Raw genomic sequence first — 24,576 nt, 5'->3', positions numbered from 1 at the left:
TTTGTTTCTTCCCTTTATGCATTAATAGGTTCTTCTACATAAGAAAGAGCATTTTCGAAATCGGATATTAAATCGTTAACATTTTCAAGACCAACCGATAAACGGAGTAATGAATTGGAAATACCTCTTTCATCACGTGCTTCCTGTGATAAGGCTGCATGTGACATTTTTGCTGGATATGAAAGAATAGATTCAACAGCTCCTAGACTAACCGCAAAAACGGGCAGTTTAACTTTTGATAAGAATTGGCGCAGTGCATCTTCGGATTGTAAGGTGAAAGATAAAACAGCCCCAGCCGATGTTGCTTGATTTTGTTGAATACTATAACCAAGATGTGATTGTAATCCAGGGTAATAGACATTTTGAACTTTAGAGTGCTCTTGTAAAAAATGTGCGATTTTGTTGGCACCTGCAGCTGAATGTTCGAGACGTACATGCAATGTTTTAATGCCGCGAAGCACGAGAGAACAATCTTGCGGTCCTAAAATAGCACCAAAAGCATTTTGTAGAAAGCCGAGCTTTTGAGCAAGCTCTTCATCTTTTACGACAGCTAATCCGGCGGTGACATCACTATGACCAGCAATAAATTTTGTTGCACTATGAAGAACAACATCAGCGCCAAGATCAAGTGGCTTTTGAAATAGTGGTGTCAAAAATGTATTATCAACAAAAGTAAGAGCACCAATAGATTTTGCAAGATTAGAAACAGCACGAATATCTGTCACTTTTAAAAGTGGGTTAGAAGGTGTTTCTACATAAAAGAGCTTCGTATTTGGTTTAATGTTTTCTTTTACTTCTTCCACATTGGTCATATCAACAAATGTATGTGAAACACCGTAACGGGAGAGAACTTCGGTTATAATTCGGTAAGTGCCTCCATATACGTCTTCTGAAATGAGTACGTGATCGCCTTGTGAAAGAAGGAGAAATGCAGTAGAAATGGCTGCAATTCCTGATGCAAAGGCGAATCCTTTTGTCCCACCTTCTAATAAAGCAATGATATCTTCAAGAGCTTCACGCGTTGGATTTCCTGAGCGACTATAGTCATACTTTCCGAAAGCATCTACATCAAACTGATGAAATGTTGATGTGTTATAGATGGGAACGTTAACAGCTCCTGTGTGTGGGTCATGTTTGTATTGATTATGCAGTAAAAGCGTATCTATGGAATAACTCATATTCTTACACCTTCTTTTACAAGTTTAATTGCTTGCTTTAAGTCTTGAATTAAATCATTGCTATTTTCGATGCCGACTGAAAAACGGAGAAGACGATTACATACACCGCGTGCTGTTCGAACATCTTCTGGAATATCGGCATGAGTTTGCGTTGCTGGATAAGTCATTAAACTTTCGACGCCGCCAAGACTTTCAGCAAATGTAATTAAGGATAAAGATTGTAAGAAAGGATTAATCCAAGTTTCATCTTGAAGGCGAAATGAAATCATACCACCTCTTCCTGGATAAAATACATCTGTCACACCATCTTCATCATTTAAATAAGCAACAATTGCATGAGCGTTTTCTTCATGCTGTTTCATGCGAAGTGCTAAAGTTTTCATGCCTCGAATTAATAGCCATGAATCAAACGGGCTTAAGACGGCACCAGAGGCATTATGATAATGAGCAAGCTCCTCGCAAAGAGATTTCCCTTTCGCAACGACAAGTCCGCTTAGTACATCGTTATGTCCGCCTAAATATTTAGTTGCGCTATGAAGGACGATGTTTGCACCTTCTGTTAATGGTTGCTGTATATAAGGTGTATAGAACGTGTTATCTACAATAAGAAGTAGTCCGTGCCTTTTCGCTACACTTGCTACACTTACGATATCAGTTACTTGCATTAATGGATTAGTCGGTGTTTCTATGAAAATAGCCTTCGTTTGAGGTGTGATTGCTTGCTCAATTTGTTTAATAGATTGTGTATCTACGTATCTACATCGAATATTCCACCTGTCTTCATGTTCGGAAAATAGACGATATGTTCCTCCGTATAAGTCTTCGGATACGATAAGTTCATCTCCGGAACGGAATAGTGAAAGGACAAGGAGAACAGCCGCCATTCCTGAACTACAGGCATACCCTTGTTCACCGCTTTCTAAGTCTGCAATTGCCTGTTCTAAAAGACTACGAGTCGGATTTCCAGTTCTTGAATAGTCAAAGCCAGTAGATTTACCAATTCCTTCGTGACGATAAGCCGTTGAGAAATAAACAGGTGGATTAACAGTTCCAGTTGTAGTTTCGCTACGGTTCCCGATTTGTGCTAGTTTTGTTTCGATTGTTGACATGTGAAAATTCCTCCTTTTTAAATTGAACAATTAAGTGAAAATAAAAAAAGCCTTCTAAGAAGAAGGCTTTCGGATTGAATAGAGTCTTCTTCTCATCTGTCAAATCTTTCACAATTTGCTGGAATTAGCACCTTATTAACGAATGAATGTTAATGGTTGCTGAGGCGTCATAGGGCCAGTCCCTCTACCTCTCTAGATAAGAATGTTCGTATGAAATTTTTATTATGTTTTTAACTTTACAACAAAAGATAATTGAATTGCAACTTTATTTTAAATAATTTTTATTTTTACGCAAGTGTCATTGACTTTTATTTTAGTGCATGCTAAATTTATAAAAAATTAACAAACATTGTTAAAAGGGGAACGTATTTCCTTTTAGCTACATAAATAAAATAATAAAGACAAACTCTTATTGAGAGCGGTGGAGGGAAAGGCCCTGTGAAACCCGGCAACCTTCAAACTAAATGTTTGAAACGGTGCTAAAACCTGCAAAACGTGTGTTTTGCATAATAAGAGGAGGAACAATTATGTCCCCCTCTTCAAAGTGAAGAGGGGGTTTTTATATTGATAGAAATGAGGGAGATTCGTGAAATTACTAGATTTATTATCAAAAGGAATTGTAATAGGTGATGGTGCGGTTGGAACGTTATTACATTCGCATGGTTTACAAAGTAGTTTTGAAGAATTGAATTTGTCTGATCCGGACTTAATTATATCGATCCATAAACAATATGTAGCTGCTGGAGCGGATGTTATTCAAACGAATACGTATGGTGCGAATGAAGCGAAACTCCGTATGTATGGTCTAGAAAATCAAGTTGTCCAAATTAATAAAGCGGCAGTGAATATTGCGAAAGCATCAGTAACAGAGCGGAATGCAATTTTAGGGACAATTGGAGGTATGAAACATATTGGTGCTGTTACAACGACTGATATAGAGAGAGAATTTATGTTACTTGAGCAGGCAGGTGCTTTACTAGAAGAACAGGTTGATGGATTACTATTAGAAACTTTTTATGATGAATTTGAATTATTGCATGCCGTTAAAGTATTGCGTAAACAAACGAATATTCCGATTGTTGCTCAGTTAGCGTTACATGAGGCAGGTACGACTCAAAATGGGAATGATGTCAATGAAATATTAAAACAGCTTTTGGATTACGGTGCCAATGTTGTGGGATTGAACTGTCAACTAGGGCCACTTCATATGACGGAAGCTTTCAAAATGATATCGATTCCTCAAAATGGATATTTATCAGCATATCCGAATGCAGGTCTCCCGAATTATGTGGAAGGGCGTTACGTATATGAGGGAAGTCCAGCGTATTTTGAAGAGATGACACCAAACTTTATTGAACAAGGTATTCGTTTATTAGGTGGTTGTTGTGGTACTACCCCGGAACATATTGAGGGAATGAAACGTGCTATTGCAAATGTTGCACCTGTAATAGCAAAGAAGACGATTGTAAGGCCTAAAGTGGTCCATACACATGAGAAACGTTCGAGAGTTCATGTTACTCTCGCAGAAAAGGCAAAGAAACAAACGACAGTTGTAGTGGAATTAGATCCACCGAAAACGTTAGACACGCAGCGTTTTTTTGAAGGGGCAAGAGCACTGAAAAGGGCTGGAGCGGATGCTATTACTCTAGCAGATAATTCATTAGCATCTCCTCGCGTTTCGAATATGGCTATGGGTGCATTATTAACGAAGCATGATATTCCAGTATTGACGCATTTAACGTGTAGAGACCATAACGTCATTGGACTACAGTCTCACTTGCTTGGATTATCAGCATTAGGTATGGAAGAAGTGCTAGCTTTAACTGGTGATCCAGCGCGCGTTGGTGATTTTCCAGGTGCAACTTCTGTATATGATTTGTCATCTATAGAGCTAATTAAAATGATTAAAGAGATGAACGACGGTCGTTCTATTTTAGGGAAATCAATTGGTCCGGCAACAAGATTTTCTGTCGGAGGGGCATTCAATCCTCATGTAAGGCATTTAAAAGCAGCGGTAAAGCGAATGGAACGAAAAATTGATGCTGGTGCAGAATATTTCTTAACTCAGCCAATTTATGATGTTGCTTTAATAGAAGAAGTATATGAAGCGACAAAGCATTTGGAACAACCTATCTTTATTGGAATTATGCCGTTAGTAAGTAAGCGGAATGCAGATTTTCTTCATTTTGAAGTACCGGGTATTATGCTCCCTGAAGATGTAAGACAAAGAATGGATGGACATAAAACGAAAGAGGCTGCTATCGAGGAAGGAATTCGTATTTCACAAGAGTTGATTGATGCGGCGATGAAATATTTTAACGGTATTTATCTTATTACGCCGTTTTTAAAATATGAAATTACAGAACATCTCGTGAAATATGTGAGAGAAAAGCAAGAAGTGAAAGAGGGTATTAATTGATGAAACGAATAGAAGAGAGATTACAACATGAAATTTTAATATTAGATGGTGCAATGGGAACGATGATCCAGCAAGAAGACTTAACAGCGGAAGATTTTGGAGGAGAAGAATACGAAGGTTGTAATGAATATTTAGTAAAAACAAGACCGGATGTTATTTTAAATATTCATAAAGTCTACATTGAAGCTGGAGCAGATATTATTGAAACGAATACATTTGGCGCGACGAATATTGTATTAAGTGATTATGCATTGTCTCATTTAGATGAAGAGTTAAACGAAAGGGCAGCGTTTTTGGCGAAGCAAGCGGTCAAAGAAAGCGGGAAAGAAGTATATGTTGCGGGAGCGATGGGACCAACGACGAAAGCAATTAGTGTTACAGGCGGTGTGACTTTTGAAGAGTTAATCGAAGCCTATACAAGGCAAGCGAGAGGACTATTAAGAGGAGAAGTTGATGTATTACTCGTTGAGACAAGTCAAGATATGCGTAATGTGAAAGCTGCGTACATTGGAATTCAATCGGCGTTTGAAGAACTAAACAAAATAGTACCCATTATGATTTCTGGAACAATTGAACCGATGGGAACGACTTTAGCGGGTCAAACGATCGAAGCCTTTTATTTATCGGTAGAGCATATGAAGCCATTATCGGTTGGATTAAATTGTGCTACTGGTCCAGAATTTATGAGGGAACATATTCGTTCTCTATCTGATTTATCGGAGTGTTATATTTCGTGTTATCCAAACGCTGGTCTTCCTGATGAAGATGGGCATTATCACGAATCTCCAGCGTCACTTGCTGAAAAAGTAAAACGTTTTGCTGAAGAAGGATGGATTAATATTATTGGTGGTTGTTGTGGCACAACACCAGAACATATACGTGTAATGAAATCGGCGCTTGCCTCGATTAATCCTCGTGAGCATCATGAAAGGGTTGGACATGGAATTAGTGGACTAGAAGCGTTGCAATACGATGATTCTATGAGGCCTTTATTTGTTGGAGAAAGGACGAATGTAATTGGATCGCGTAAGTTTAAAAGATTAGTAGCAGAAGGGAAATTTGAAGAGGCTGCTGAAGTGGCAAGAGCGCAAGTGAAGAAAAATGCTCATATTATTGATATTTGTATGGCAGACCCTGATCGTGATGAAATAGAAGATATGGAAAGATTCTTGGCAGAAGTTACGAAAGTGTTAAAAGTACCGATTATGATTGATTCAACAGATGAAAATGTTATGGCGAAAGCTCTTACTTATATTCAAGGAAAAGGTGTTATCAATTCTATTAATTTAGAGGATGGAGAAGAACGTTTTGAAAAAGTGACACCCCTTCTTCGGAAATACGGTGCTGCGATAGTTGTAGGGACAATTGATGAAGATGGTATGGCAGTTAGTGCAGAAAGAAAGATAGAGATTGCTAAAAGAAGCTATGAATTACTAACGAAGAAGTATGGTATACGCCCATCTGATATTATTTTTGATGCGCTTGTGTTTCCTGTAGGAACAGGTGATGAAGAATATATAGGCTCAGCGGCAGCGACTATAAAAGGAATTCGTCTTATTAAAGAAGCGTTACCAGAATGTTTAACGATTCTAGGTGTGAGTAACATATCTTTTGGTTTACCACCAGCAGGACGTGAAGTATTGAACTCTGTCTTTTTATACCATGCAACGAAAGCAGGATTAGATTATGCGATTGTTAATACGGAAAAATTAGAGCGCTATGCGTCAATTCCAGAGGAAGAAAAACGTCTTGCGGATGCATTATTATTTGAAACGACGAAAGAGACGTTAGAAAAATTTACAAACTTTTATCGTGTTGCCAAAAAGAAAGATGTCGTTATACAAGAAACGCTAACACTTGATGAACGACTGGCAAACTATATTGTAGAAGGTACGAAGCAAGGACTACAAGAAGATCTAAGTCTCGCGCTTACAGAAGGACGAAAACCTCTGGATATTATTAACGGGCCGCTTATGACAGGAATGGATGAGGTGGGGCGATTATTTAATGGTAATGAGCTTATCGTTGCTGAAGTATTACAAAGTGCTGAAAGTATGAAAGCTGCCGTAATTTATTTAGAGCCACATATGGAATCTAGTGATAGTGCAAAAAAAGGGAAAGTATTATTAGCGACTGTAAAAGGTGACGTACATGATATTGGGAAAAATCTCGTTGAAATTATTTTATCAAATAACGGATATGAAATTATTAATTTAGGAATTAATGTTCGTTCGGATCGAATTGTTCAAGAAGTACAAGAAAAGAAACCTGATATTATTGGTCTTTCTGGTTTGTTAGTAAAATCCGCACAACAAATGGTAACGACTGCTGAAGATTTAAAAGCAGCCAATATTGATATTCCAATTGTTGTCGGTGGTGCAGCGTTAACGAGAAAGTTTACAGATAATCGTATTTCGCCATCATATAAAGGGCTCGTATGTTATGCAAGTGATGCGATGACAGGTCTTGATATTATTAACAAATTACAAAAAGAAGAAGAACGTGAAAAGATGAAGCAAGATAAAAAGGAACGCCATCTTCATATTGTGAAACAAGAGGAGAAAAAAATAGAAATTCCCGCAGTTATTGAGCCGTTGCCAAAAGCAACTGTTATAGTGCCAGATTCGACGAAACGAGTTGTATTAAGGGATATTCCTGCCCTTCATCTTGCACCATTTTTAAATAGACAAATGTTAATTGGACACCATCTTGGGTTAAAAGGAAACGTAAAAAAACTCCTGCAAGAAGGGGATAAAAGAGCACATGAGCTAAATGATTTAATTGATGAATTATTACAAGAAGGACAATCTTGGTTACGCCCAAAAGCGGTGTATCAATTTTTTTCGGCGCAAAGTGATGGACAAAATATAATTATATACGATCCGGAAGATCACACACGTATTATAGAGCGATTTGAATTTCCGAGACAAGGGAAAGCACCATACCGTACTTTAGGAGATTATATACGCCCGATTGGAGATGAGATGGATTATGTCGCTTTCTTATCTGTTACCGTTGGAGAAGGGGTTCGAGATATTGCAGAGGAATGGAAGGCGAAGGGAGATTATTTACGCAGTCATGCAATTCAATCGTTAGCACTTGAATTAGCAGAAGGACTTGCTGAAAAAACACATATGCTCATTCGTGATCGTTGGGGAATTCCAGATTCACCTGAACTGACGATGGAAGAGAGATTCCGTACAAAATATAGAGGAATACGCGTATCATTTGGTTATCCAGCATGCCCAGAACTTGCTGATCAAGAAAAATTATTTCGCTTAATTCATCCAGAAGAAATTGGTATTTCATTAACAGAAGGATTTATGATGGAGCCAGAAGCGTCTGTAACGGCTATGGTATTTTCTCACCCTGAGGCAAGGTATTTTAGTGTACTATAGTGTAGAAGGGGGAGACGTATGAAAAAAATAGTTTTTACAGGTGGCGGTTCGGCAGGGCATGTAACGCCTAATTTAGCAATTATTCCACATTTACAGAAAGAAAACTGGGACATTTCTTACATCGGTTCTCATCAAGGGATCGAGAAAACGATTATAGAAAATGAAGGGATTCCATACTATAGTATTGCAAGCGGGAAGCTACGTCGTTATTTTGATTTGAAAAATATAAAAGATCCTTTTCTCGTGATGAAAGGTGTTATGGATGCGTATGTAACAATTCGTAAACTAAAACCGGATGTTATTTTTTCAAAAGGTGGTTTCGTATCCGTACCAGTCGTAATTGGAGGATGGCTAAATAGGGTGCCAGTTTTATTACATGAATCTGATATGACACCTGGACTAGCAAATAAAATTGCGCTCCGTTTTGCCTCGAAAATATTTGTTACATTTGAAGAAGCAGCGAAACATTTACCGAAAGAAAAAGTAATATATACAGGATCGCCTGTACGTGAAGACGTACTAAGAGGAAATCTTGAAAAAGGTTTAAAGTTTCTAGGGTTTTCCCGTAAGAAATCAGTTATTACTGTTATGGGAGGAAGTTTAGGAGCAAAGAAAATTAATGAAACGGTTCGATCGGCACTTCCAGATCTTCTGAAAAATTATCAAATTGTGCACCTTTGCGGAAAAGGAAATCTTGATGAATCCTTACAAAATACGGAAGGATATAGACAATTTGAATATGTACATGGAGAGTTGCCGGATATATTAGCAGCAACAGATTTTGTTATTTCACGTGCGGGATCCAATGCGATTTTTGAATTTTTAACAATGCAAAAGCCGATGGTTTTAATTCCGTTATCGAAATTTGCAAGCCGTGGAGATCAAATTTTAAATGCTGAATCATTTGAAAGACAAGGGTATGCATCGGTATTATACGAAGAGGATGTAACGGTGAACTCGCTTATAAAGCATATAGAAGAGCTATCTCATAATAATGAGATGTATAAAACAGCATTAAAAAAATATAATGGAAAAGAAGCGATTAAAACTATCATTCAACATATTTCAGAGGCATGATTAAACAATCATGTCTTTTTTAGTAGGATGAAAGATTCCAATAATTGATATTTTTATGTTACAATAACAAATGGTTAATAGGGAAATTCCAATTGATTAAGCGTGAAAATACGAATGGATTAGGAGTGACTGTGTTGGAGCTAAGTCTCTATGAAAATACTGCACTTATTATATGCTTTGTGTTGTACGTTGGTAGTGTTATTGTTTATATTTCACGGAAATTTTCACAAGAACGAGAGCTTGAAAAATCAGAAATAACAGCTGAACTAGAAATGTTAGCTGATGAAAGTTATAAAAAACAAAAAATAAAAGAAGATCATGAGGCACCCCATCATTGAAACGCAAATAAGTTCTAAAGATGGGGATTTTTTTTGGAAAAATCCCATTAACGCTAAAAAAGGAGTTTCCCCATACATATTGAAGGAGTGGATATAAATGAAATTTTATATTGCTTCAGGATTTCAAAATAAACATCTTGTTCGTTTCGTATCAAGCCAATTGAAAGAAGTGGGATGGCAGCATACATATGATTGGACGAAAAATGAAAGAGCAACCAATAGAGAACAATTGCAAAAGATTGGTGAAGAAGAACAAGAAGCGATTCGAGAAGCTGATGTCTTCTTACTCATACTAAATGGTGGAAATGGAAGTCATACAGAATTAGGGATGGCAATTGCTTTAGAAAAGAAAATTTATATATATCACAAGGGCAATGAGTTGCAAACTACATTCTACCATTTACGAGAAGTTGATATTTTCGAAGGAGAAATTGAGGGGCTTGTCTCATATATATTGAATAAAGTGGAATGTTAGACGTGGGAATGTAGCGAGAAATATTTCTTGCAAAAAAGAGTGAAGGTTACCATTAGTCTATTTTGGGCACAGTTATTATAAGTAAAGCATATAAAGGAGTTATAAATATGAAATTAGAAAATGGATGGGAAACAAGTTTTTTAGAAGTTGTACAAAACAGTGAATTTAAGAAAGATGCAATTCTTAGTCAATTACTTTTTGCAGATAGTGAAGAAGTAGAAGAGCTTGTTGATGATTACGGTTATGAAGAGATTATTGAACGCGAACATGATGATGAGTTAGCAGGAATTTTAGGAGAAGAACTTTTTAGTGAGATGGAGCGAAACGTATTCTTAGCTTCACAGCCAGAAGAAAAACTGATTTCATTCGTAAATGGATTAGGTTTTCACGTGTTAGATTGGATCGTGCTTCTTGAAACAGAATTTGGCATTGATAGCGCAAATTTCACATCGGATGCAGTGAAAATGTTAGAAAAGCGTTTTAGACAGTTTCCATACATAGAAGATAAAACGATTTTTGATATGACTTTTGGAGAGGTAATGGATGTATTACAATCCATTACAGGATTACAATTGAAAGAAAAGATGAACATATAAAGAAAAAGAACGTGAGGATATCACGTTCTTTTTTTTACATAATAATAATTTTATCATCTAGCTTTGTTTGTCCAGTAAGAAGTGCATTTAAATACTCTACTTTTCGTATGCAAGCTTGTATATGTCTTTCAACCTCTTGTAACTCTGCTTGGTGATGCGTTTCAATTGGATGAATTTGTACGTTAAATTTTTCGAATTGACTACTATATGTTATTGCTGCATAGCCGCTCATAATATCGGTTTCGTTATGAAATAAAAATTGCTTCGTTTCTTCACAGAATGATACATCCTGAAAGCCATATACTTTTAATGCTTCAATTACTTTTTTAATCATGTTTGTATTCATTTTTTAACCCTCTTTACGAAGTTCTACTTTTATATTATAACATAAAAAGTTACGTAGAAAGCGCTTCCAAGTGTATTTTATTATAATCTTTACGTTTTAATCATAAAAATGAAACAAAGAAAAAATAATTGTAAAGAAGGAAGGACTCTTTTATTGTTTCGTCATATATATAGAGAAATAGTGCAATGAAAGGAAATTTTCCGAGGTGGAGATTGTATTTCCAATTTGAGCGCAGTAAAAGAGGTGAGAATCTTGAACTTTGATATTGTAGGACAAAAAGCATATATAAAAGATGGGCCGCATCGGAACCGAATTGGAACTGTAAAGAAAAATGAAAAACAATTAGAAACCCACTTTGCTATTGTAATTGGGGAACAAAGTATTGCTGTAGAGCTAAAGGATATCGTGTTAGTTGGAGTAGATGTAGGACAATTTCATACATGGTGCGAGCAAAATGGTTATTTGTAAAAGGACGGGCTGTGAGATAATGAAATATATTTGAGAAAAGAGAATATGTTATTGTATTCTCTTTTTCTGTGTGTAAGGAGGCGGAAATGAAGTATAAAGAACAAAATTTTACATTGGAATTGAAAGAGAAAATTCAATGTATGGAAAAGGAAATAGAGCGAATATCACTTAAACTTTGTAAAGAGTATTCACATTTATACATAGAAAAAAATATGAAATTATGTATGGAATTTGCAAGAGATAAGGAGAATCCCTTTGAAATGGGCTATTATTCATCAGTTTCTATAGCGGTATTAGATGAAGAAGAGGAGATGATTGAATTTTACATCATTCCAATTTGGAAATGCGAAAATGTTTTTTTAGGAATGCCAATTCAATCGAGAATTTTGGGGAGTAAGAAAATAGGGGAACTTGTTGATGAATCTTACTATGAGATTGAAGAGGAGTTAAAAGAGCAACTAGAAGAATACTTGGAGTGATAACTTTCAAGATAAGATGTATAGAGATGGAATATAATAAAAAAAGACGCTAACAGTAAATTGTTAGCGTCCTTTTTATTATGATGCAATCTCACCAGTTTTTACAGCATCTTGATTGTACGTATCCTGATCTAATTCACCAAGCCATTTACTAGAAATAAGACCTGCTGTCATAGAACCACTTACGTTAAGAGCAGTACGACCCATATCGATTAATGGTTCAACTGAGATAACAAGAGCGACAATGCCGATTGGTAAGTTCATTGTAGATAGTACGATTAACGCTGCGAATGTTGCACCGCCACCAACGCCGGCAACACCGAATGAGCTAATAGCAACGACAGCGATTAAAGTTAAAATGAATTGTGGTTGTAATGGATCAATTCCTACAGTTGGAGCGACCATCATAGCAAGCATCGCTGGATAAATACCTGCGCAACCGTTTTGACCGATAGATACCCCAAAGGATGCAGCGAAGTTAGCGATTCCTTCAGAAATACCAAGTTTTTCTTTTTGTGCTTCAATATTTAATGGCATTGCACCAGCACTAGAGCGAGATGTGAATGCAAATGTTAATACAGGGAACACTTTTTTCAAATATTGAATTGGATTTAAACCAGATAATGCGATTAATAATAAGTGAATGATAAACATTACGATAAGTGCTACGTAAGATGCTAACACGAAGTTACCAAGTTTTAAAATAGCGTTAATATCGCTACCAGCAACTGTCTTTGCCATAAGAGCTAATACGCCGTATGGAGTAAGACGTAAAATTAATGTTACCATACGCATTACGATTGCATACACAGCATCAAGCATCTTCTTAAATAGCTCTGCTTGTTCTGGATGCTTTCTTTTTACACTGAGAAAGGCAATACCGATAAATGCTGCAAATATTACAACAGAAATTGTTGATGTTGGACGAGCACCTGTTAAATCAAGAAACGGATTTGTAGGCAACAGTTCTAATAATTTGTCTGGAATTGTTGTCTTTTCAATAGAAGTAAATCTTTCTTCTACTAATTTCAGACGAGCGGATTCTGCATCACCTTGTTGTAATCCTGTTGCTGATACATCAAATCCTGCGCTTGCAGCTATACCGACAGCTGCGGCAATTCCTGTAGTAAGAATTAAAATTCCGATAATAAGACCACTGATTTTACCAAGGTTTTTCGTTAATTGTAATTTTGTAAATGCTGAAATAATAGATACTAAAATAAGTGGCATAACGATCATTTGAAGTAACTTCACATAACCGTTACCAATTAAACCGAACCAGGTATTTGATTCGATAATTACTTTAGAAGTAGGCTCATAAATAAATTGTAATATAAGACCGAAGATAATTCCGACTCCTAAAGCAGTAAATACACGTTTATTAAAAGATACATGCTTACGTTGCATATAATACAATACGCCAACTAAAATGAGCATGACTGTGATGTTAATTCCGACAAGCAGTGTATTCATGTTAATTCCCCCTAATTCCAATGTGTTATATAGAATATAAGGTAATAAAACCTATAAGTCAACTAGGGAATTGCGGAATTAAAAAAAAGATGGCAAATTGCCATCTTTTAATGTCCAGCTCCAGGGACAAGTAAAAATGTTGTGTACCATGTAAATCCGATGAAGAAAACGGTTAAATATGCCCCGAATACGTATATATACATACGCTCTGTTAATTTTAAATAACTTAAAAGTACGAAGAATCCTGTTTGTCCTAAAAATAGTAGTGCGGCCGAATGCATATCCCCTACGTAAAACATAACCGAGAAAATTCCAGTCCAAAAGCCGAGAACGCGAAACATGCGCTCCATGCCATCTCCCTCCTTTTCTAAAAAAAAGTAAAACCTCTTTTCATTATAGTTTATTTTTCTAACTATTGTAAATATTCATTCATATAAAAGAAAGAAGCCAATTATAATATTGACTTCTTCTTAGTTGAAAAACTAAATTTGAACTTTATCCCGCATTAACGGGCAGTAAAACTCCCACCTCAAAATTCGGCTGGAGCAAAGAAGTTAGGTGGGAGTCGGGCTGCCCGTAAACGCCCGATTGGTGAAGGCTAATAATCAGTGGGGATGAACAAAACCCGCACTGATTAAAGTTTCACTTTATAGTTACAAGATTTGCAGCCATCTAGTAGACTATCGTTTCGTGTTAATTCCACGTTCGGGAATAGGATTTCAAAAATCCCCTTCATCATATCTCCGTGCATATTACAAATTTCAGTCGGATGATGCGCAGCAACTTCTTTAAATGGGCAATTGTGTACATCATAGAAAATTTTTGTGCCATCTGTACTTAATTCAAAAGCAGGAGATAAACCAGCTGTTGAGAATGCTTCTTTTGCGATTAGCATTTTTTGTTCTATCGTCAATGCTTCTGCACTTACATTTAAGCGATGCATATGTTGTTGCATTAATTCTTTGCCGAATTGTTTCCCTGTTTCATATAGCGCTTTTTCACCAGCGCTACCTAAGCTTAGCAGTGAATTAAATGCTATCTGCGCTAATAATTGATAATCGCGAAATGGGAATTGTAACTGGATGACATCTTGAGACAAGACGTATAGTCTGCTTGGTCTGCCGCCTTTCCCAGTTTTTTTTGTTTCTGATTTGAGCATATTAACATCTTCTAATTTAGATAAATGTAAACGCGCTACGTTTGGATGAATGTTAAACTCATCTGCAATTTCTTGTACAGTTACGTAATTATGCTTTTGCGAAATATATTTATAAATATAATAACGAGTAGGGTCAGATAATACACCTGTAATTTTTAAAGCTTGTTCCATTAGGATCTCCACCTTTATCACTTTATCCAAGATATTAACATTATAATACAGATAAACTTCCATATAGGTAATTTCAGACAATAATTCGGAAATTGTTCATAATTTCACAAACATATTTTTCCTTTTTCTCTTAGTGAAAATACAAAATCTCTAATTTTTCTTGTGCATTTTTTCATGATATATACATAGTGAGGAGGGAAACTTGATGAATAGTGTCGAGCTTTTTGCAAATATGATTATGAAAGAAGCTTGTAGGGTGCAAGCATCAGACTTACATATTGTGCCCAGGCAAAAGGATGTGGCGATTCAATTACGTATAGGGAAAGATTTAATTACGAAAAGGTGTATTGAAAAGGAATTTGGAGAAAAGCTTGTTTCGCACTTTAAGTTTTTAGCATCAATGGATATAGGAGAGAGGAGAAAGCCTCAAAATGGTTCATTATATTTGCAAATTGATGGATCAGAAGTGTATTTACGCCTTTCAACACTTCCAACAGTATATCAAGAAAGTCTAGTTATTCGCCTCCATTTACAAGCATCTGTTCAGCCGTTGTCTCATCTTTCGTTATTTCCAAGTACAGCGGAAAAATTACTCTCTTTTTTAAAGCATTCTCATGGGTTACTCGTATTTACTGGGCCGACTGGTTCTGGAAAAACAACGACAATGTATGCGTTATTAGAAGTAGCAAGAAAAGGAGAAACACGTCGCATCGTTACGCTGGAAGATCCAGTTGAGAGAAGAAAAGACGGTTTATTACAAATTCAAATAAATGAAAAAGCTGGTATCACATATGAAACGGGATTAAAGGCTATTTTGCGTCACGATCCAGATATTATTTTAGTTGGCGAAATTCGTGATGAAGAAACAGCAAAAGTAGCTGTAAGGGCCAGTTTGACGGGACATTTAGTGATGACAACTTTGCATACAAATGATGCGAAAGGAGCGATACTACGATTTATGGATTATGGTATTACAAGGCAAGAAATTGAACAATCATTATTGGCTGTAGCTGCTCAGCGACTCGTTGAATTAAAATGTCCGTTTTGCAGAGGGAAGTGTTCAACTTTATGTAAATCAATGAGGCAAGTGAGGCAGGCAAGCATTTATGAACTGTTATATGGATATGAATTAAAACAAGCGATTAAAGAAGCAAGTGGAGAACATGTTACGTATCACTATGAAACGTTGGAATCGTCGGTGCGAAAAGGGTATGCTTTAGGCTTTTTAGAAGAAGATGTATATGTTTAAGAGAAAATGGAGTTTAAGTGATCAAGTATTATTATGGAAAAGATTAAGTGATTTATTAGAGAAAGGTTACTCACTTTTACAGGCGTTAGAATTTTTGCAGTTTCAACTACCGTTAGGGAAGAAATTACAGTTACAGCATATGATCGAGGGATTGAAAAATGGACAAAGTTTGCACGCTTCTTTTCATCAATTAATGTTTCATCCGGAGGTGTTAAGTTATTTGTTTTATGCAGAGCGACACGGTGATATTTCTTTTGCTTTGCAACAAGGGAGTGTACTTCTTTACAAGAAGGATAAATATAGGAAAGATATGATGAAAGTAATGCAATATCCTATGTTTTTATCATTTTTTTTAATGATTATGCTTTCTGTTTTTAACCTCATTTTATTGCCTCAGTTTGAAATGATGTATAGTTCTTTACGTTCTACAGCACCACCACTTACGGAGCAAATTTTAGTTGCAATTAAATTATTACCCTACTTCATTTATATCATTTTTCTTATCGTTATAACGGGATTTAGTTTATATATATTTTATTTCCGAAAACTTCCGCCTACTCAACAGGTAAAGATTATGATCCGTATTCCCCTTATGAAAACATTTTCTATTTTAAATCATTCGCATTATTTTTCCGCTCAATTAAGTGGTTTATTACACGGTGGATTGTCAGTGCACGAAGCATTAACAATAATGATGAAGCAAAAGTATCATCGATTCTTTCAGTATGAAGCAGCCCGAATTGAGCGGCAATTAATTGCAGGAGAACCGTTACAATCTATTATTGATAAAAGCGGTTATTATGAGAAAGAACTTTCTTATATCATTACGCATGGACAAGCAAACGGTAATTTAGCAAATGAGCTTGGTGATTACAGTGAGCACATTATTGAAAAGGTAGAACAAAAAATTAAACGTATGTTATTTGTGATTCAACCCATTTTATTTACATGTCTTGGGGTTATAGTCATTCTGATGTACTTAGCGATGATTATGCCGATGTTTCAAATGATGAATTCAATTTAGGGGGGATTTACATGCAGAATGAGGAAGGTTTTACTCTTTTAGAAATGTTATTAGTTATGGTTGTCATAACTGTATTATTACTATTAATTATTCCAAATGTAGTTACACAGCGCTCATCCGTGCAAGGAAAAGGATGTGCAGCCTATGTGAAATCTATAGAAGCACAAATACAAGCATATCAATTGCAACATAATAAGATTCCATCAATAGAGGAACTTGAAACAGGAAAGTATATTACTTCTAAAACTTGTCCGAAAGGTGAACCAATCCATATTTCCGATGATGGCACAGTATCAGCCGGGAAATCGTGAAACAAAAAGGTTTTACTCTTTTAGAAATGCTACTTGTCTTATTTGCTATTTCTGTACTGAGTGTTGTTACGCATTTTAACGTTACTTCATTATATGAAAAACAAAGAGCCGAGCAGTTTTTGAAACAGTTTTCAAATGATATTTTGTATATGCAGCAGTTGGCGATTAAGCGTCAAAAACATTATACGTTACGCTGGTTTAAAGGGAAACAGATGTATTATATTTCGGAATCGGAGACGGGCTTTTTAATTGTTAAGAGAGAATATGATAAAGATGTCCAAATTGATTTGCATACCTTTCCGAATCCGATGACATATAATCCGAGCGGGAATATTAATAGAGGTGGTACGATTTTACTTTCCTATCGAGGGTATAAATATGAGATTGTATTTCAGCTTGGCAGAGGGAGATTTACGTATCGTGAAGTGTCAAAAAGGATCAGTAATGGTTGAAATGGTTGTAGCGTTAAGTTTAATAATGATGGCGGTATCGTTATTGCTCCCGCAAACATTATTAATTATGCAAGAAAGAAAAAATATAAAAATGAGCTATAAAGCATTAATACTATTAAAAAAAGAAGCGGCCTTATTTATGTATGAGAATGAGGAAAAGCGAGAAAAAGAGCAAGTCATAAAAGGAATTGTATATTACACATATTGGAGAGGAGATGAGGTTTGTACGATGTGGAAAGATATGAGAGGAAAAGCGATGGAGCAATGCCTTTATGCAGAGAAAAGGTAAAAAGGAAGCGGGATTTACGTTAATAGAAATGATTGCATGTTTGTTGCTTTTATCAATGTTCTTTTTACTTTTACCACGTCTTCATATTATGGGAATAGAAAATACACATTCAAAAGGATTAAATGAATGGGAGTGGGATGTGTTTTTAGGACAAATGCAATTAGAGTTTCGTGAAGTATTAAGTGGGAGGAAGATAGCACTAGAAAATGATGAACATATTTTGCACTTCCAACTTCGTAATGGCGATGAAGTGACGTATGAAAAAGTGAATAGTAATTTAATAAGAAAAGTAAATATGCGCGGAAGGGAATCTATATTGCAAAGGATTGAAGCGATTTCGTATAAATTAACACCTCATTTGCTCTATATATATGTGAAAGATATAAGTGGTGAAATATATGAAGGCGTGGCTGTACGCTATAGTGAAATTGAGATAGAAACATGAGAAAACAAGATGGATTTGCAATGCCAGGAACAATTATTTTTCTTATTTTATTCATTTCTTTTTTGATGTACGAAACGAATATGTTACTTTCGGATAAAAAATTTTATTCTGAAATAGAACAAAGTTTTTTTATGGAGGAACTTATTGATCGAGCTATTTCAGATATAAAAAGAGACTTACAGCAAAAAGAAAAAGAGGATGTTTTTTTATTTCAGTATGAAAGAGGAGAAGTGAGTGGAAAGTACGTCTTTGAAAATGATGTTATTAACATTTCATTGCAATGTGTTACAAAAAAGAGAGTTTTCTACAAAGTGAGCTTTCGCTATAGGAAAAGGGATAATAAAATATTGGATTGGGTAGAAGGATAATGTGTAAAATACGCGGGGGAGAAGCATTAATTTCCAATGTGTTGAGAGTCAATTTTTTTGTGGAAAGGGATAAAAAGGATAGTTAAAAGTTTAAATTTTCTCAAAAAAGAGAAAGGTAGAAAGAATATGATATATTCATGCTATCCAATCATTTTTTCTAGGGAGATAAGGAAATGACAACTAACAATCAAATAGATGAAAATAAGGAACAAACTATTTTTGATCATAAAGGAAATACGATTATGACAGAAGATAGGGAAATACAAATTATTTCAAAATTCGAAGAACCCCTTATTGTCGTATTAGCAAATGTATTAAGTGATGAAGAATGCGACGGATTAATCGAATTTTCTAAAAATAAAATAGAGCGGTCTAAAATTGGTTCATCACGTGATGTAAATGATATTCGAACGAGTAGCGGTGCATTTTTGGAAGAGAATGAACTAACTTCGAAGATTGAAAAACGAATTTCATCTATCATGAATGTTCCTGTAGCGCATGGAGAAGGATTGCACATTTTAAATTATGAAGTGGATCAAGAATATAAAGCGCACTATGATTATTTTGCGGAACATAGTAGATCAGCTGCTAATAATCGTATAAGTACTCTTGTGATGTACTTAAATGATGTAGAGGAAGGCGGGGAGACATTCTTTCCGAAATTAAATCTTTCTGTACACCCTAGAAAGGGAATGGCAGTATACTTTGAGTATTTTTATCAAGACCAATCACTAAATGAGCTTACGTTACATGGAGGAGCACCTGTAACGAAAGGCGAGAAATGGGTTGCAACGCAGTGGGTGAGAAGAGGTACTTATAAGTAAAAGTGAGCCAGCTTGTTTGATTGCGAGAAAATAGGGAGTATGTTACGTTTTGTTCTTCATTTCATAAGAAGAACAAAACGTTTTTTTATTAAATAAAGTAGCATCTTTCGTTATAATAACAAATAATAACGGATGATTGAGAGGAACGAAAATGAAATCTATATACATAACCGGCTATATGGGAGCTGGGAAAACAACAATTGGAAAAGCGTTAAGTAAAGAACTCCATATGGAAGTTGTAGATACAGATCAAAAAATCGAAGAGCAGAAAGAGAAAGCGATTCGGCATATTTTTGCAGAAGAAGGCGAAATGGTTTTTCGCGAATATGAAAGTGAAATGTTACGTTCACTACCGGTTCAGAATGTAATTATTACAACTGGTGGAGGAATTATTGAACGAGAGGAAAATCGAAAGTGGATGAAGGAAAATGGAACTGTTGTGTATTTATATTGCGATCCACATGTAATTGCAGAAAGGCTTCGGGAAGATACGACACGTCCACTATTTCAGAAGAAAGATATAGCTGCATTTGTAACGAAATTTGAATCGCGCCGAGCTTATTATGAAGAGGCTGATATTCATATCGATACGACAAATAAGTCGGTAAAGCAAATTATGAATGAATTAAAGCAAAAGATTAATGAATAAAAAAGTGGACATACTAATCAAGTAGAGGTGATGATAATATGTCTACTAATGATTATGTACGCTTTGTGACACAGCAATTTGTGTCATATATGGATGCTCCAAAAGAGGATCGAAAACAACAGAAACAACAACGTCGTGCGGAGAAAGAGCCATTCTTAAATAAATGGTTTGGTGTTATGCCACTGAGCGCTGCTTTGTTTTATCGAAATGTAAAAAATAAAAGAAAAAAATCAAGCTAACTTTTTCGTAATATGTTTAGCGAAACCAAAATCCCCTAGTATAACAAGATGCTAGGGGATTTTGGTTTATTGCACAGATTCTTTTTCTTCAGTAACCGCATGTATTTTATTGTTTACCCATACAAATCCAATTCCGATACAAATAGAAATGCCCCACCCAACAGCGGTCATAATAGCTCTCATTTCACCATATCCATCTACACCGAAAACAGTGATGAAATAGATTTTCAAGAAACTTTTTAATATAAATTGAAGACCGAAAAATAGTGTTAAATATTGCAGTGCTGGATATATGCGACTATCCCGGTAAAGCTCACGACTTTTATCGCGGTCATGGCCTTGCAGCGCTGCGATATCCGCTGCGAAATATAACATAAGTGGTTTTTTCATAAAGATTGTACATATAACGATGCAGCCAAGTACGATATGATAATATGCATCATTCCATAGCATTCGTTCCGCTGATCCAGATATTAAGTCTACCGCTGTATTAGAAATAAGTGTAATTAAAATAAAGAACCCTGTAACGTTAAACTGTTTTTCTTTTTTAAAGGTATACAGTGTATAAATAATTCCCGGAACAGAGGAAATTAACATTGCGTAATAAGGATCGATATAAGGTTTTGCAAATTTCCAAATGAGGAATGGGAATACGAGATAAAAGACAAGATCTAATATAGCTTTTTTATTTTGATTCATACATGGCCTCCTTAAGTCATACATATATTTTATAATATAATTTCTGAAAATTGTATAAGGTTAATGAAAAAAAAGAAAAGTAGATGTTTAATAGATTAAGAAATTGCCCCTAGCGTAGTAAGTTTTTTTAGTATATAATAAAGGAAACGCTTTCATTTTTTTACTTTGTTCACAAAATGGACGGAAAATCACATATTTACTATTGATATGTTGCTTTATAATGAAACTAATTAAATATACATGCATACAATATTGTGAAATAAATAACATAAATAATCTATATAAATGTAAACGTTATCAAAGAGAGAGGTGGAGACAATGAGTAAATTTTTCTTCAATCATAATCCAGCAATATTAGAGGATGGAAGACTTGTTAAGTATGCTGAAATTATTTATGGAGAAGGTGGCCGTTCTGTATTAGAAAATTTAATGGTGAAGGCATCTATCAGATTGCGTGATCGTTATCCGAATAAATCTGACGAACAGATCTCGAACCTCGTAAATCAAGGCATCCATGATATGTTTCAAAAATACGTGAATGAGTAAGAGCAGCTACTGGCTGCTCTTATTTTTTTGTATAAGGATTGTGCTTTTAGCTGAAAATAAAGGTGCATTCTGAAGTGTGTAAAAAGGAGGGGAAAAGATGAGCAATGGAATTGGCCGTTCAAAAGAAAATCTTCCAACTGATGCAAATCATGTAAGCGCGAAGGACCGTGCAAATCAAAAACGTATGACAGAGAAAAAACAACAAGAGCGTAATGACGATAGAGAATAGGATGGAAAAACATCTTAAAGAAAGCTCCTTCAACAGTTGAAGGAGCTTTCTTTAAGATAGAAAATGATTTGCGGTAACATAAAAGAGACCGCCGTTTATAATTTGTATTGTAATACGTGGTTCGTATTGTTCTTGTAATGCTTGCTTTTCAATTTCATAGCTTTCTGGAAGTTCATCGCTATCTTCGTAAAATCGATTTAAAAGGTCTAAATCGTGATTCCAACGCACTCTCGCTTCTTTTGCCCACGTGTGGTCATCTTCAGCAATTATACTTTTTAAAGCATCCTCTATACGTTGTAAGCCACTTTGTGGCTTAATGATAGGTGAGAGCGTAAAACAAAAATCAGGTATTTTCGGTGTGAGTTTGATCTCTGCTAAAGTGTCATGAAAGTTTGCAAGCATTGTCCCGGAAATAAGATGAATACCGATGGAATGAAGTATGTCTTTTTTTCGGTCGCATTGATAAGATACTTTTATATTTACACCAAGCCAAGGGTGAAGAGGGGTATGAGTTGCCCCGCTATGTTTCACTTCCTCATATAAACGTATGTATGAGCCTAGTTCTTTTGTCGTTTCAAATATTTGATGCAAACGTGGTGAACCGTAATGAATAAGTTCACCGTCGTTTTCTTCGTTTTCCGGATTTGTAATAAGAGTAAGGCGCATCGGGTTCGGAACGCCTCCTGTTTTTTCAAGATAGTGCCAATAGAAAGGGCGGTTCATTAATAATTTATCCATTTCAATTGTTAACTGCACGTCTAATAGGTGAGGGGAACGCTCTAAAATTTCACAGTTATTCGCCTCAAAAAAGTTGTATAAGTAATTATGAATTTCATTTTGCTGCATAGTCCTGCACCTCTGCTTCATTGCGCTTCGCAAAATCGATAATAGATGTTAAATTTTCCATCTTGATTCGAATTTCACCCTCGCTTTTTGACTGCGCGAAAATTTCTTGAATATGTGCATCAATATTTTTCATGTTGATTCTCGTTAAAATTTCATCGAGTTCACCGATTACACGTTCAAATAAATTAATTTTTTCATATAGTAGTTTTAAAATGTGCTCTTCAACAGTATGCTTTGTTGCTAAGTTATAAATATGAACATCATTTTTTTGTCCAAGGCGGTGAATACGTCCAATCCTTTGCTCAAGTCGCATTGGATTCCACGGTAAGTCGTAATTAATCATATGGCTACAAAATTGTAAGTTAATTCCTTCACCACCAGCTTCGGTCGCAATTAATACTTGGGCACGATTTTGGAAAAGCTCCTTCATCCAATCTTTTTTCCCGCGCTTAAATCCACCGCGAAATGGTACAGAGGAAATGCCATGTTGTTGTAAGAACCATTGTAAATACATTTGTGAAGCTCTATATTCAGTGAAAATAATGACTTTATCGTCAATTTCTTTTATAAGCTCTAGTGCTTTATTTGCTTTGGAGTTGAACGGAATATGATTAATTTTATCCATCAGCACATCAATATGTGGGTCCTTTATGTAATGCTCATTTTCTTTCTGCCGTTTTTCTACATGTTTTTTTAATGAATAGTAAACAGCTTCCCGACTACTACATGCTTCCCGTTTTAAAGTTAAGGATGAGAAAGCAGATGTAAAGGCATTTTGTTCACGCCAATTTTCAATTTCATTATACAAAGCTTGTTCTTCTTCATTAAATTCAACGAAGATTGTTCGTACATGCCTCTTCGGCCAATCAATGCCAGTGTTATGGCGTCTATTTCGAACCATTACTTTATTGATAAGAGCTTTTAAATCTTCATCGGATTCAGTGGAACGATTTTTTGAAGCATAATATTCTTCAAAATTAGATTGATTGCCTAAATGACCTGGTTTTAATAAAGAAACGAGGTTGAAGATTTCATCAATTTTATTTTGAACAGGAGTTGCGGTTAGTAATAAACAAAACTTCTTTTTTAATCGCTGTGCAAATTCATAGTTTTTTGTTTTATTGTTTTTTAGTTTATGTGCTTCATCGATAATAATAAGGTCATACTCTAGGTTTAAAACGATATCGCGATGCGGTGAACGTTTCGCAGTATCGATTGATGAAACGATGACATCAGCTTGTTCCCAAGAATAACTTTTCTTTTGAGCGACCGCAGGAATAAAAAATTTTGTGTTAAGTTCATATGCCCACTGAGATACGAGAGAAGCTGGAACGAGAATGAGTACCTTTTTTACAAGTCCTCGAACCATGTATTCTTTTAAAATAAGTCCAGCTTCAATCGTTTTTCCAAGTCCAACTTCATCTGCTAGAATCGCTTTACCATTCATTTGTTCAATGACATTTCGAGCGACCTCCAATTGATGCGGAAGCGGCGTGAAATGCGATAAATGTTTCGGTGCTTGCAATCCATCAAAAGTAGGAACGAGTAATGATTTCTCTGTTTTATAAGCTAAATGATATAAATCCCAATTTGTCCAAGGACCATCTTCATCAATTCTTTTTAAAAAATTGTTTTGCCACGTTCGATCTACGGAAATATCGACATTCATTAAGACTCTCCCACCTTTTATAAACTAAAGTGATTATTTTAAAAATCTTTA

The 24,576-nt window shown here is 35.5% G+C and carries 29 protein-coding genes, 1 pseudogene and 2 riboswitches; of the genes and pseudogenes, 20 read left to right on the top strand and 10 right to left on the bottom strand.

The genetic code is table 11. The annotated features are described in order from the left end of the window. Positions 1-14 precede the first annotated feature (14 nt). Together metC and NSQ47_RS14820 are read right to left on the bottom strand one after the other, a co-directional pair. A complete protein-coding gene (metC, locus tag NSQ47_RS14825) occupies positions 15-1,178 on the bottom strand; it encodes a cystathionine beta-lyase (RefSeq protein WP_341037234.1) in 1,164 nt (387 codons plus the stop codon). After that, positions 1,175-2,287, bottom strand: a complete 1,113-nt coding sequence (locus NSQ47_RS14820) for a methionine biosynthesis PLP-dependent protein (protein WP_341037232.1) — start codon at positions 2,285-2,287, stop codon at positions 1,175-1,177. The genes metC and NSQ47_RS14820 overlap by 4 nt, the downstream gene beginning before the upstream one ends. 89 nt (positions 2,288-2,376) lie before the next feature. Continuing rightward, a riboswitch (SAM riboswitch) is annotated at positions 2,377-2,490 on the bottom strand. A gap of 203 nt (positions 2,491-2,693) precedes the next feature. Then, positions 2,694-2,803, top strand: a riboswitch (SAM riboswitch). 70 nt (positions 2,804-2,873) lie between these two features. Between NSQ47_RS14820 and NSQ47_RS14815 the strand changes: the two genes are divergently transcribed. The 6 genes from NSQ47_RS14815 (at position 2,874) to NSQ47_RS14790 (ending at position 10,590) form a co-directional block, all read left to right on the top strand. Then, complete coding sequence (locus NSQ47_RS14815) at positions 2,874-4,706, top strand: bifunctional homocysteine S-methyltransferase/methylenetetrahydrofolate reductase (RefSeq protein WP_088079374.1); 1,833 nt, start codon at positions 2,874-2,876, stop codon at positions 4,704-4,706. Then, entirely contained in the window at positions 4,706-8,104 is a 3,399-nt protein-coding gene (gene metH / locus NSQ47_RS14810; RefSeq protein ID WP_341038240.1) for a methionine synthase, read from the top strand. Before NSQ47_RS14815 ends, metH begins: the two co-directional genes overlap by 1 nt. 18 nt (positions 8,105-8,122) lie before the next feature. Next, a complete protein-coding gene (locus NSQ47_RS14805) occupies positions 8,123-9,181 on the top strand; it encodes an undecaprenyldiphospho-muramoylpentapeptide beta-N-acetylglucosaminyltransferase (RefSeq protein WP_341037230.1) in 1,059 nt (352 codons plus the stop codon). A 95-nt stretch (positions 9,182-9,276) separates the two neighbouring features. Further along, on the top strand, positions 9,277-9,519 hold the full coding sequence (locus tag NSQ47_RS14800; RefSeq protein WP_085960924.1) for a DUF3966 domain-containing protein: 243 nt from the start codon (positions 9,277-9,279) through the stop codon (positions 9,517-9,519). Positions 9,520-9,616: 97 nt separating this feature from the next. Then, positions 9,617-9,994, top strand: coding sequence for a nucleoside 2-deoxyribosyltransferase (locus NSQ47_RS14795; protein WP_002111842.1), 378 nt, complete (start codon positions 9,617-9,619; stop codon positions 9,992-9,994). Between the two features lie 107 nt (positions 9,995-10,101). Further along, entirely contained in the window at positions 10,102-10,590 is a 489-nt protein-coding gene (locus NSQ47_RS14790) for a hypothetical protein (RefSeq protein ID WP_002160478.1), read from the top strand. A gap of 34 nt (positions 10,591-10,624) precedes the next feature. On the opposite strand, the gene NSQ47_RS14785 is transcribed toward NSQ47_RS14790, so the two are convergent. Next, positions 10,625-10,936, bottom strand: coding sequence for a hypothetical protein (locus NSQ47_RS14785; RefSeq protein WP_002160479.1), 312 nt, complete (start codon positions 10,934-10,936; stop codon positions 10,625-10,627). 252 nt (positions 10,937-11,188) lie between these two features. On the opposite strand from NSQ47_RS14785, the gene NSQ47_RS14780 reads away from it, so the two are divergent. Beyond that, entirely contained in the window at positions 11,189-11,404 is a 216-nt protein-coding gene (locus NSQ47_RS14780) for a DUF3912 family protein (RefSeq protein ID WP_002160480.1), read from the top strand. Between the two features lie 86 nt (positions 11,405-11,490). Then, entirely contained in the window at positions 11,491-11,883 is a 393-nt protein-coding gene (locus tag NSQ47_RS14775) for a hypothetical protein (RefSeq protein ID WP_016106155.1), read from the top strand. 78 nt (positions 11,884-11,961) lie between these two features. Here NSQ47_RS14775 and NSQ47_RS14770 read toward each other — a convergent pair whose 3' ends face one another. The 3 genes from NSQ47_RS14770 to NSQ47_RS14760 all read right to left on the bottom strand — a co-directional run bounded on the left by NSQ47_RS14770 (position 11,962) and on the right by NSQ47_RS14760 (position 14,686). Further along, complete coding sequence (locus NSQ47_RS14770; protein WP_341037229.1) at positions 11,962-13,356, bottom strand: L-cystine transporter; 1,395 nt, start codon at positions 13,354-13,356, stop codon at positions 11,962-11,964. Between the two features lie 107 nt (positions 13,357-13,463). Next, positions 13,464-13,706 (bottom strand): DUF2626 domain-containing protein, encoded by a 243-nt coding sequence (locus NSQ47_RS14765; RefSeq protein ID WP_002088627.1) that lies wholly within the window; start codon positions 13,704-13,706, stop codon positions 13,464-13,466. 284 nt (positions 13,707-13,990) lie between these two features. Next, positions 13,991-14,686 (bottom strand): helix-turn-helix transcriptional regulator, encoded by a 696-nt coding sequence (locus NSQ47_RS14760; RefSeq protein WP_002014995.1) that lies wholly within the window; start codon positions 14,684-14,686, stop codon positions 13,991-13,993. 205 nt (positions 14,687-14,891) lie between these two features. Between NSQ47_RS14760 and comGA the strand changes: the two genes are divergently transcribed. From comGA to NSQ47_RS14710, 10 genes are all read left to right on the top strand, one after another. Beyond that, positions 14,892-15,935 (top strand): competence type IV pilus ATPase ComGA, encoded by a 1,044-nt coding sequence (comGA, locus tag NSQ47_RS14755; protein WP_016106153.1) that lies wholly within the window; start codon positions 14,892-14,894, stop codon positions 15,933-15,935. Beyond that, positions 15,922-16,959 carry a competence type IV pilus assembly protein ComGB gene (comGB, locus tag NSQ47_RS14750; protein WP_341037228.1) on the top strand — a complete coding sequence of 346 codons (1,038 nt, stop codon included), beginning with the start codon at positions 15,922-15,924 and terminating at the stop codon, positions 16,957-16,959. Before comGA ends, comGB begins: the two co-directional genes overlap by 14 nt. An 11-nt stretch (positions 16,960-16,970) precedes the next feature. Then, entirely contained in the window at positions 16,971-17,270 is a 300-nt protein-coding gene (gene comGC / locus NSQ47_RS14745) for a competence type IV pilus major pilin ComGC (protein ID WP_002160489.1), read from the top strand. After that, complete coding sequence (comGD, locus tag NSQ47_RS14740) at positions 17,267-17,722, top strand: competence type IV pilus minor pilin ComGD (RefSeq protein WP_002160490.1); 456 nt, start codon at positions 17,267-17,269, stop codon at positions 17,720-17,722. Before comGC ends, comGD begins: the two co-directional genes overlap by 4 nt. Next, a complete protein-coding gene (locus NSQ47_RS14735) occupies positions 17,715-18,011 on the top strand; it encodes a hypothetical protein (protein WP_002160491.1) in 297 nt (98 codons plus the stop codon). Before comGD ends, NSQ47_RS14735 begins: the two co-directional genes overlap by 8 nt. Beyond that, positions 17,995-18,456, top strand: coding sequence for a competence type IV pilus minor pilin ComGF (gene comGF, locus NSQ47_RS14730; RefSeq protein WP_078181634.1), 462 nt, complete (start codon positions 17,995-17,997; stop codon positions 18,454-18,456). The genes NSQ47_RS14735 and comGF overlap by 17 nt, the downstream gene beginning before the upstream one ends. Next, positions 18,453-18,824, top strand: a complete 372-nt coding sequence (gene comGG / locus NSQ47_RS14725) for a competence type IV pilus minor pilin ComGG (protein ID WP_002160493.1) — start codon at positions 18,453-18,455, stop codon at positions 18,822-18,824. The genes comGF and comGG overlap by 4 nt, the downstream gene beginning before the upstream one ends. 173 nt (positions 18,825-18,997) lie before the next feature. After that, positions 18,998-19,648: a 2OG-Fe(II) oxygenase gene (locus tag NSQ47_RS14720; RefSeq protein ID WP_016106149.1), complete on the top strand. Its 651-nt coding sequence runs from the start codon at positions 18,998-19,000 to the stop codon at positions 19,646-19,648. A 151-nt stretch (positions 19,649-19,799) separates the two neighbouring features. After that, positions 19,800-20,297: a shikimate kinase gene (locus NSQ47_RS14715; protein WP_002160495.1), complete on the top strand. Its 498-nt coding sequence runs from the start codon at positions 19,800-19,802 to the stop codon at positions 20,295-20,297. Between the two features lie 38 nt (positions 20,298-20,335). After that, positions 20,336-20,536, top strand: coding sequence for a YqzE family protein (locus tag NSQ47_RS14710; protein ID WP_002015009.1), 201 nt, complete (start codon positions 20,336-20,338; stop codon positions 20,534-20,536). Between the two features lie 66 nt (positions 20,537-20,602). Here the strand turns inward: NSQ47_RS14710 and NSQ47_RS14705 are convergent, their stop codons facing one another. Further along, complete coding sequence (locus NSQ47_RS14705; RefSeq protein ID WP_078181635.1) at positions 20,603-21,235, bottom strand: VC0807 family protein; 633 nt, start codon at positions 21,233-21,235, stop codon at positions 20,603-20,605. A 127-nt stretch (positions 21,236-21,362) separates the two neighbouring features. Continuing rightward, positions 21,363-21,481, bottom strand: a pseudogene (locus NSQ47_RS14700) (GTP pyrophosphokinase). Positions 21,482-21,553: 72 nt separating this feature from the next. Between NSQ47_RS14700 and NSQ47_RS14695 the strand changes: the two are divergent. Continuing rightward, on the top strand, positions 21,554-21,781 hold the full coding sequence (locus tag NSQ47_RS14695) for a hypothetical protein (protein ID WP_341037225.1): 228 nt from the start codon (positions 21,554-21,556) through the stop codon (positions 21,779-21,781). Positions 21,782-21,878: 97 nt separating this feature from the next. After that, positions 21,879-22,010, top strand: coding sequence for a hypothetical protein (locus NSQ47_RS14690; protein WP_002111807.1), 132 nt, complete (start codon positions 21,879-21,881; stop codon positions 22,008-22,010). A gap of 51 nt (positions 22,011-22,061) precedes the next feature. On the opposite strand, the gene NSQ47_RS14685 is transcribed toward NSQ47_RS14690, so the two are convergent. Both NSQ47_RS14685 and NSQ47_RS14680 read right to left on the bottom strand, forming a co-directional pair. Then, entirely contained in the window at positions 22,062-22,856 is a 795-nt protein-coding gene (locus NSQ47_RS14685) for a YqhG family protein (protein ID WP_002160497.1), read from the bottom strand. Next, a complete protein-coding gene (locus tag NSQ47_RS14680; protein ID WP_002199369.1) occupies positions 22,843-24,525 on the bottom strand; it encodes a DEAD/DEAH box helicase in 1,683 nt (560 codons plus the stop codon). The genes NSQ47_RS14685 and NSQ47_RS14680 overlap by 14 nt, the downstream gene beginning before the upstream one ends. Positions 24,526-24,576: the final 51 nt, after the last annotated feature.

The organism is Bacillus sp. FSL R10-2780, assembly GCF_038006125.1.
In the GTDB taxonomy this organism is placed as follows: Bacteria; Bacillota; Bacilli; order Bacillales; family Bacillaceae_G; genus Bacillus_A; species Bacillus_A cereus_U.
This window is presented reverse-complemented; position numbering and strand designations above follow the sequence as displayed.

What these genes read in the sequence shown, in the direction of transcription:
- metC (WP_341037234.1), bottom strand. Translation starts at nt 1,178, where the DNA reads ATGAGTTATTCCATAGATACGCTTTTACTGCATAATCAATACAAACAT.
- NSQ47_RS14820 (WP_341037232.1), bottom strand. Translation starts at nt 2,287, where the DNA reads ATGTCAACAATCGAAACAAAACTAGCACAAATCGGGAACCGTAGCGAA.
- metH (WP_341038240.1), top strand. Translation starts at nt 4,706, where the DNA reads ATGAAACGAATAGAAGAGAGATTACAACATGAAATTTTAATATTAGAT.
- NSQ47_RS14805 (WP_341037230.1), top strand. Translation starts at nt 8,123, where the DNA reads ATGAAAAAAATAGTTTTTACAGGTGGCGGTTCGGCAGGGCATGTAACG.
- NSQ47_RS14795 (WP_002111842.1), top strand. Translation starts at nt 9,617, where the DNA reads ATGAAATTTTATATTGCTTCAGGATTTCAAAATAAACATCTTGTTCGT.
- NSQ47_RS14790 (WP_002160478.1), top strand. Translation starts at nt 10,102, where the DNA reads ATGAAATTAGAAAATGGATGGGAAACAAGTTTTTTAGAAGTTGTACAA.
- NSQ47_RS14785 (WP_002160479.1), bottom strand. Translation starts at nt 10,936, where the DNA reads ATGAATACAAACATGATTAAAAAAGTAATTGAAGCATTAAAAGTATAT.
- NSQ47_RS14775 (WP_016106155.1), top strand. Translation starts at nt 11,491, where the DNA reads ATGAAGTATAAAGAACAAAATTTTACATTGGAATTGAAAGAGAAAATT.
- NSQ47_RS14770 (WP_341037229.1), bottom strand. Translation starts at nt 13,356, where the DNA reads ATGAATACACTGCTTGTCGGAATTAACATCACAGTCATGCTCATTTTA.
- NSQ47_RS14765 (WP_002088627.1), bottom strand. Translation starts at nt 13,706, where the DNA reads ATGGAGCGCATGTTTCGCGTTCTCGGCTTTTGGACTGGAATTTTCTCG.
- NSQ47_RS14760 (WP_002014995.1), bottom strand. Translation starts at nt 14,686, where the DNA reads ATGGAACAAGCTTTAAAAATTACAGGTGTATTATCTGACCCTACTCGT.
- comGA (WP_016106153.1), top strand. Translation starts at nt 14,892, where the DNA reads ATGAATAGTGTCGAGCTTTTTGCAAATATGATTATGAAAGAAGCTTGT.
- comGB (WP_341037228.1), top strand. Translation starts at nt 15,922, where the DNA reads ATGTATATGTTTAAGAGAAAATGGAGTTTAAGTGATCAAGTATTATTA.
- comGC (WP_002160489.1), top strand. Translation starts at nt 16,971, where the DNA reads ATGCAGAATGAGGAAGGTTTTACTCTTTTAGAAATGTTATTAGTTATG.
- NSQ47_RS14735 (WP_002160491.1), top strand. Translation starts at nt 17,715, where the DNA reads ATGGTTGAAATGGTTGTAGCGTTAAGTTTAATAATGATGGCGGTATCG.
- comGF (WP_078181634.1), top strand. Translation starts at nt 17,995, where the DNA reads ATGCAGAGAAAAGGTAAAAAGGAAGCGGGATTTACGTTAATAGAAATG.
- comGG (WP_002160493.1), top strand. Translation starts at nt 18,453, where the DNA reads ATGAGAAAACAAGATGGATTTGCAATGCCAGGAACAATTATTTTTCTT.
- NSQ47_RS14720 (WP_016106149.1), top strand. Translation starts at nt 18,998, where the DNA reads ATGACAACTAACAATCAAATAGATGAAAATAAGGAACAAACTATTTTT.
- NSQ47_RS14715 (WP_002160495.1), top strand. Translation starts at nt 19,800, where the DNA reads ATGAAATCTATATACATAACCGGCTATATGGGAGCTGGGAAAACAACA.
- NSQ47_RS14710 (WP_002015009.1), top strand. Translation starts at nt 20,336, where the DNA reads ATGTCTACTAATGATTATGTACGCTTTGTGACACAGCAATTTGTGTCA.
- NSQ47_RS14705 (WP_078181635.1), bottom strand. Translation starts at nt 21,235, where the DNA reads ATGAATCAAAATAAAAAAGCTATATTAGATCTTGTCTTTTATCTCGTA.
- NSQ47_RS14695 (WP_341037225.1), top strand. Translation starts at nt 21,554, where the DNA reads ATGAGTAAATTTTTCTTCAATCATAATCCAGCAATATTAGAGGATGGA.
- NSQ47_RS14690 (WP_002111807.1), top strand. Translation starts at nt 21,879, where the DNA reads ATGAGCAATGGAATTGGCCGTTCAAAAGAAAATCTTCCAACTGATGCA.
- NSQ47_RS14685 (WP_002160497.1), bottom strand. Translation starts at nt 22,856, where the DNA reads ATGCAGCAAAATGAAATTCATAATTACTTATACAACTTTTTTGAGGCG.
- NSQ47_RS14680 (WP_002199369.1), bottom strand. Translation starts at nt 24,525, where the DNA reads ATGAATGTCGATATTTCCGTAGATCGAACGTGGCAAAACAATTTTTTA.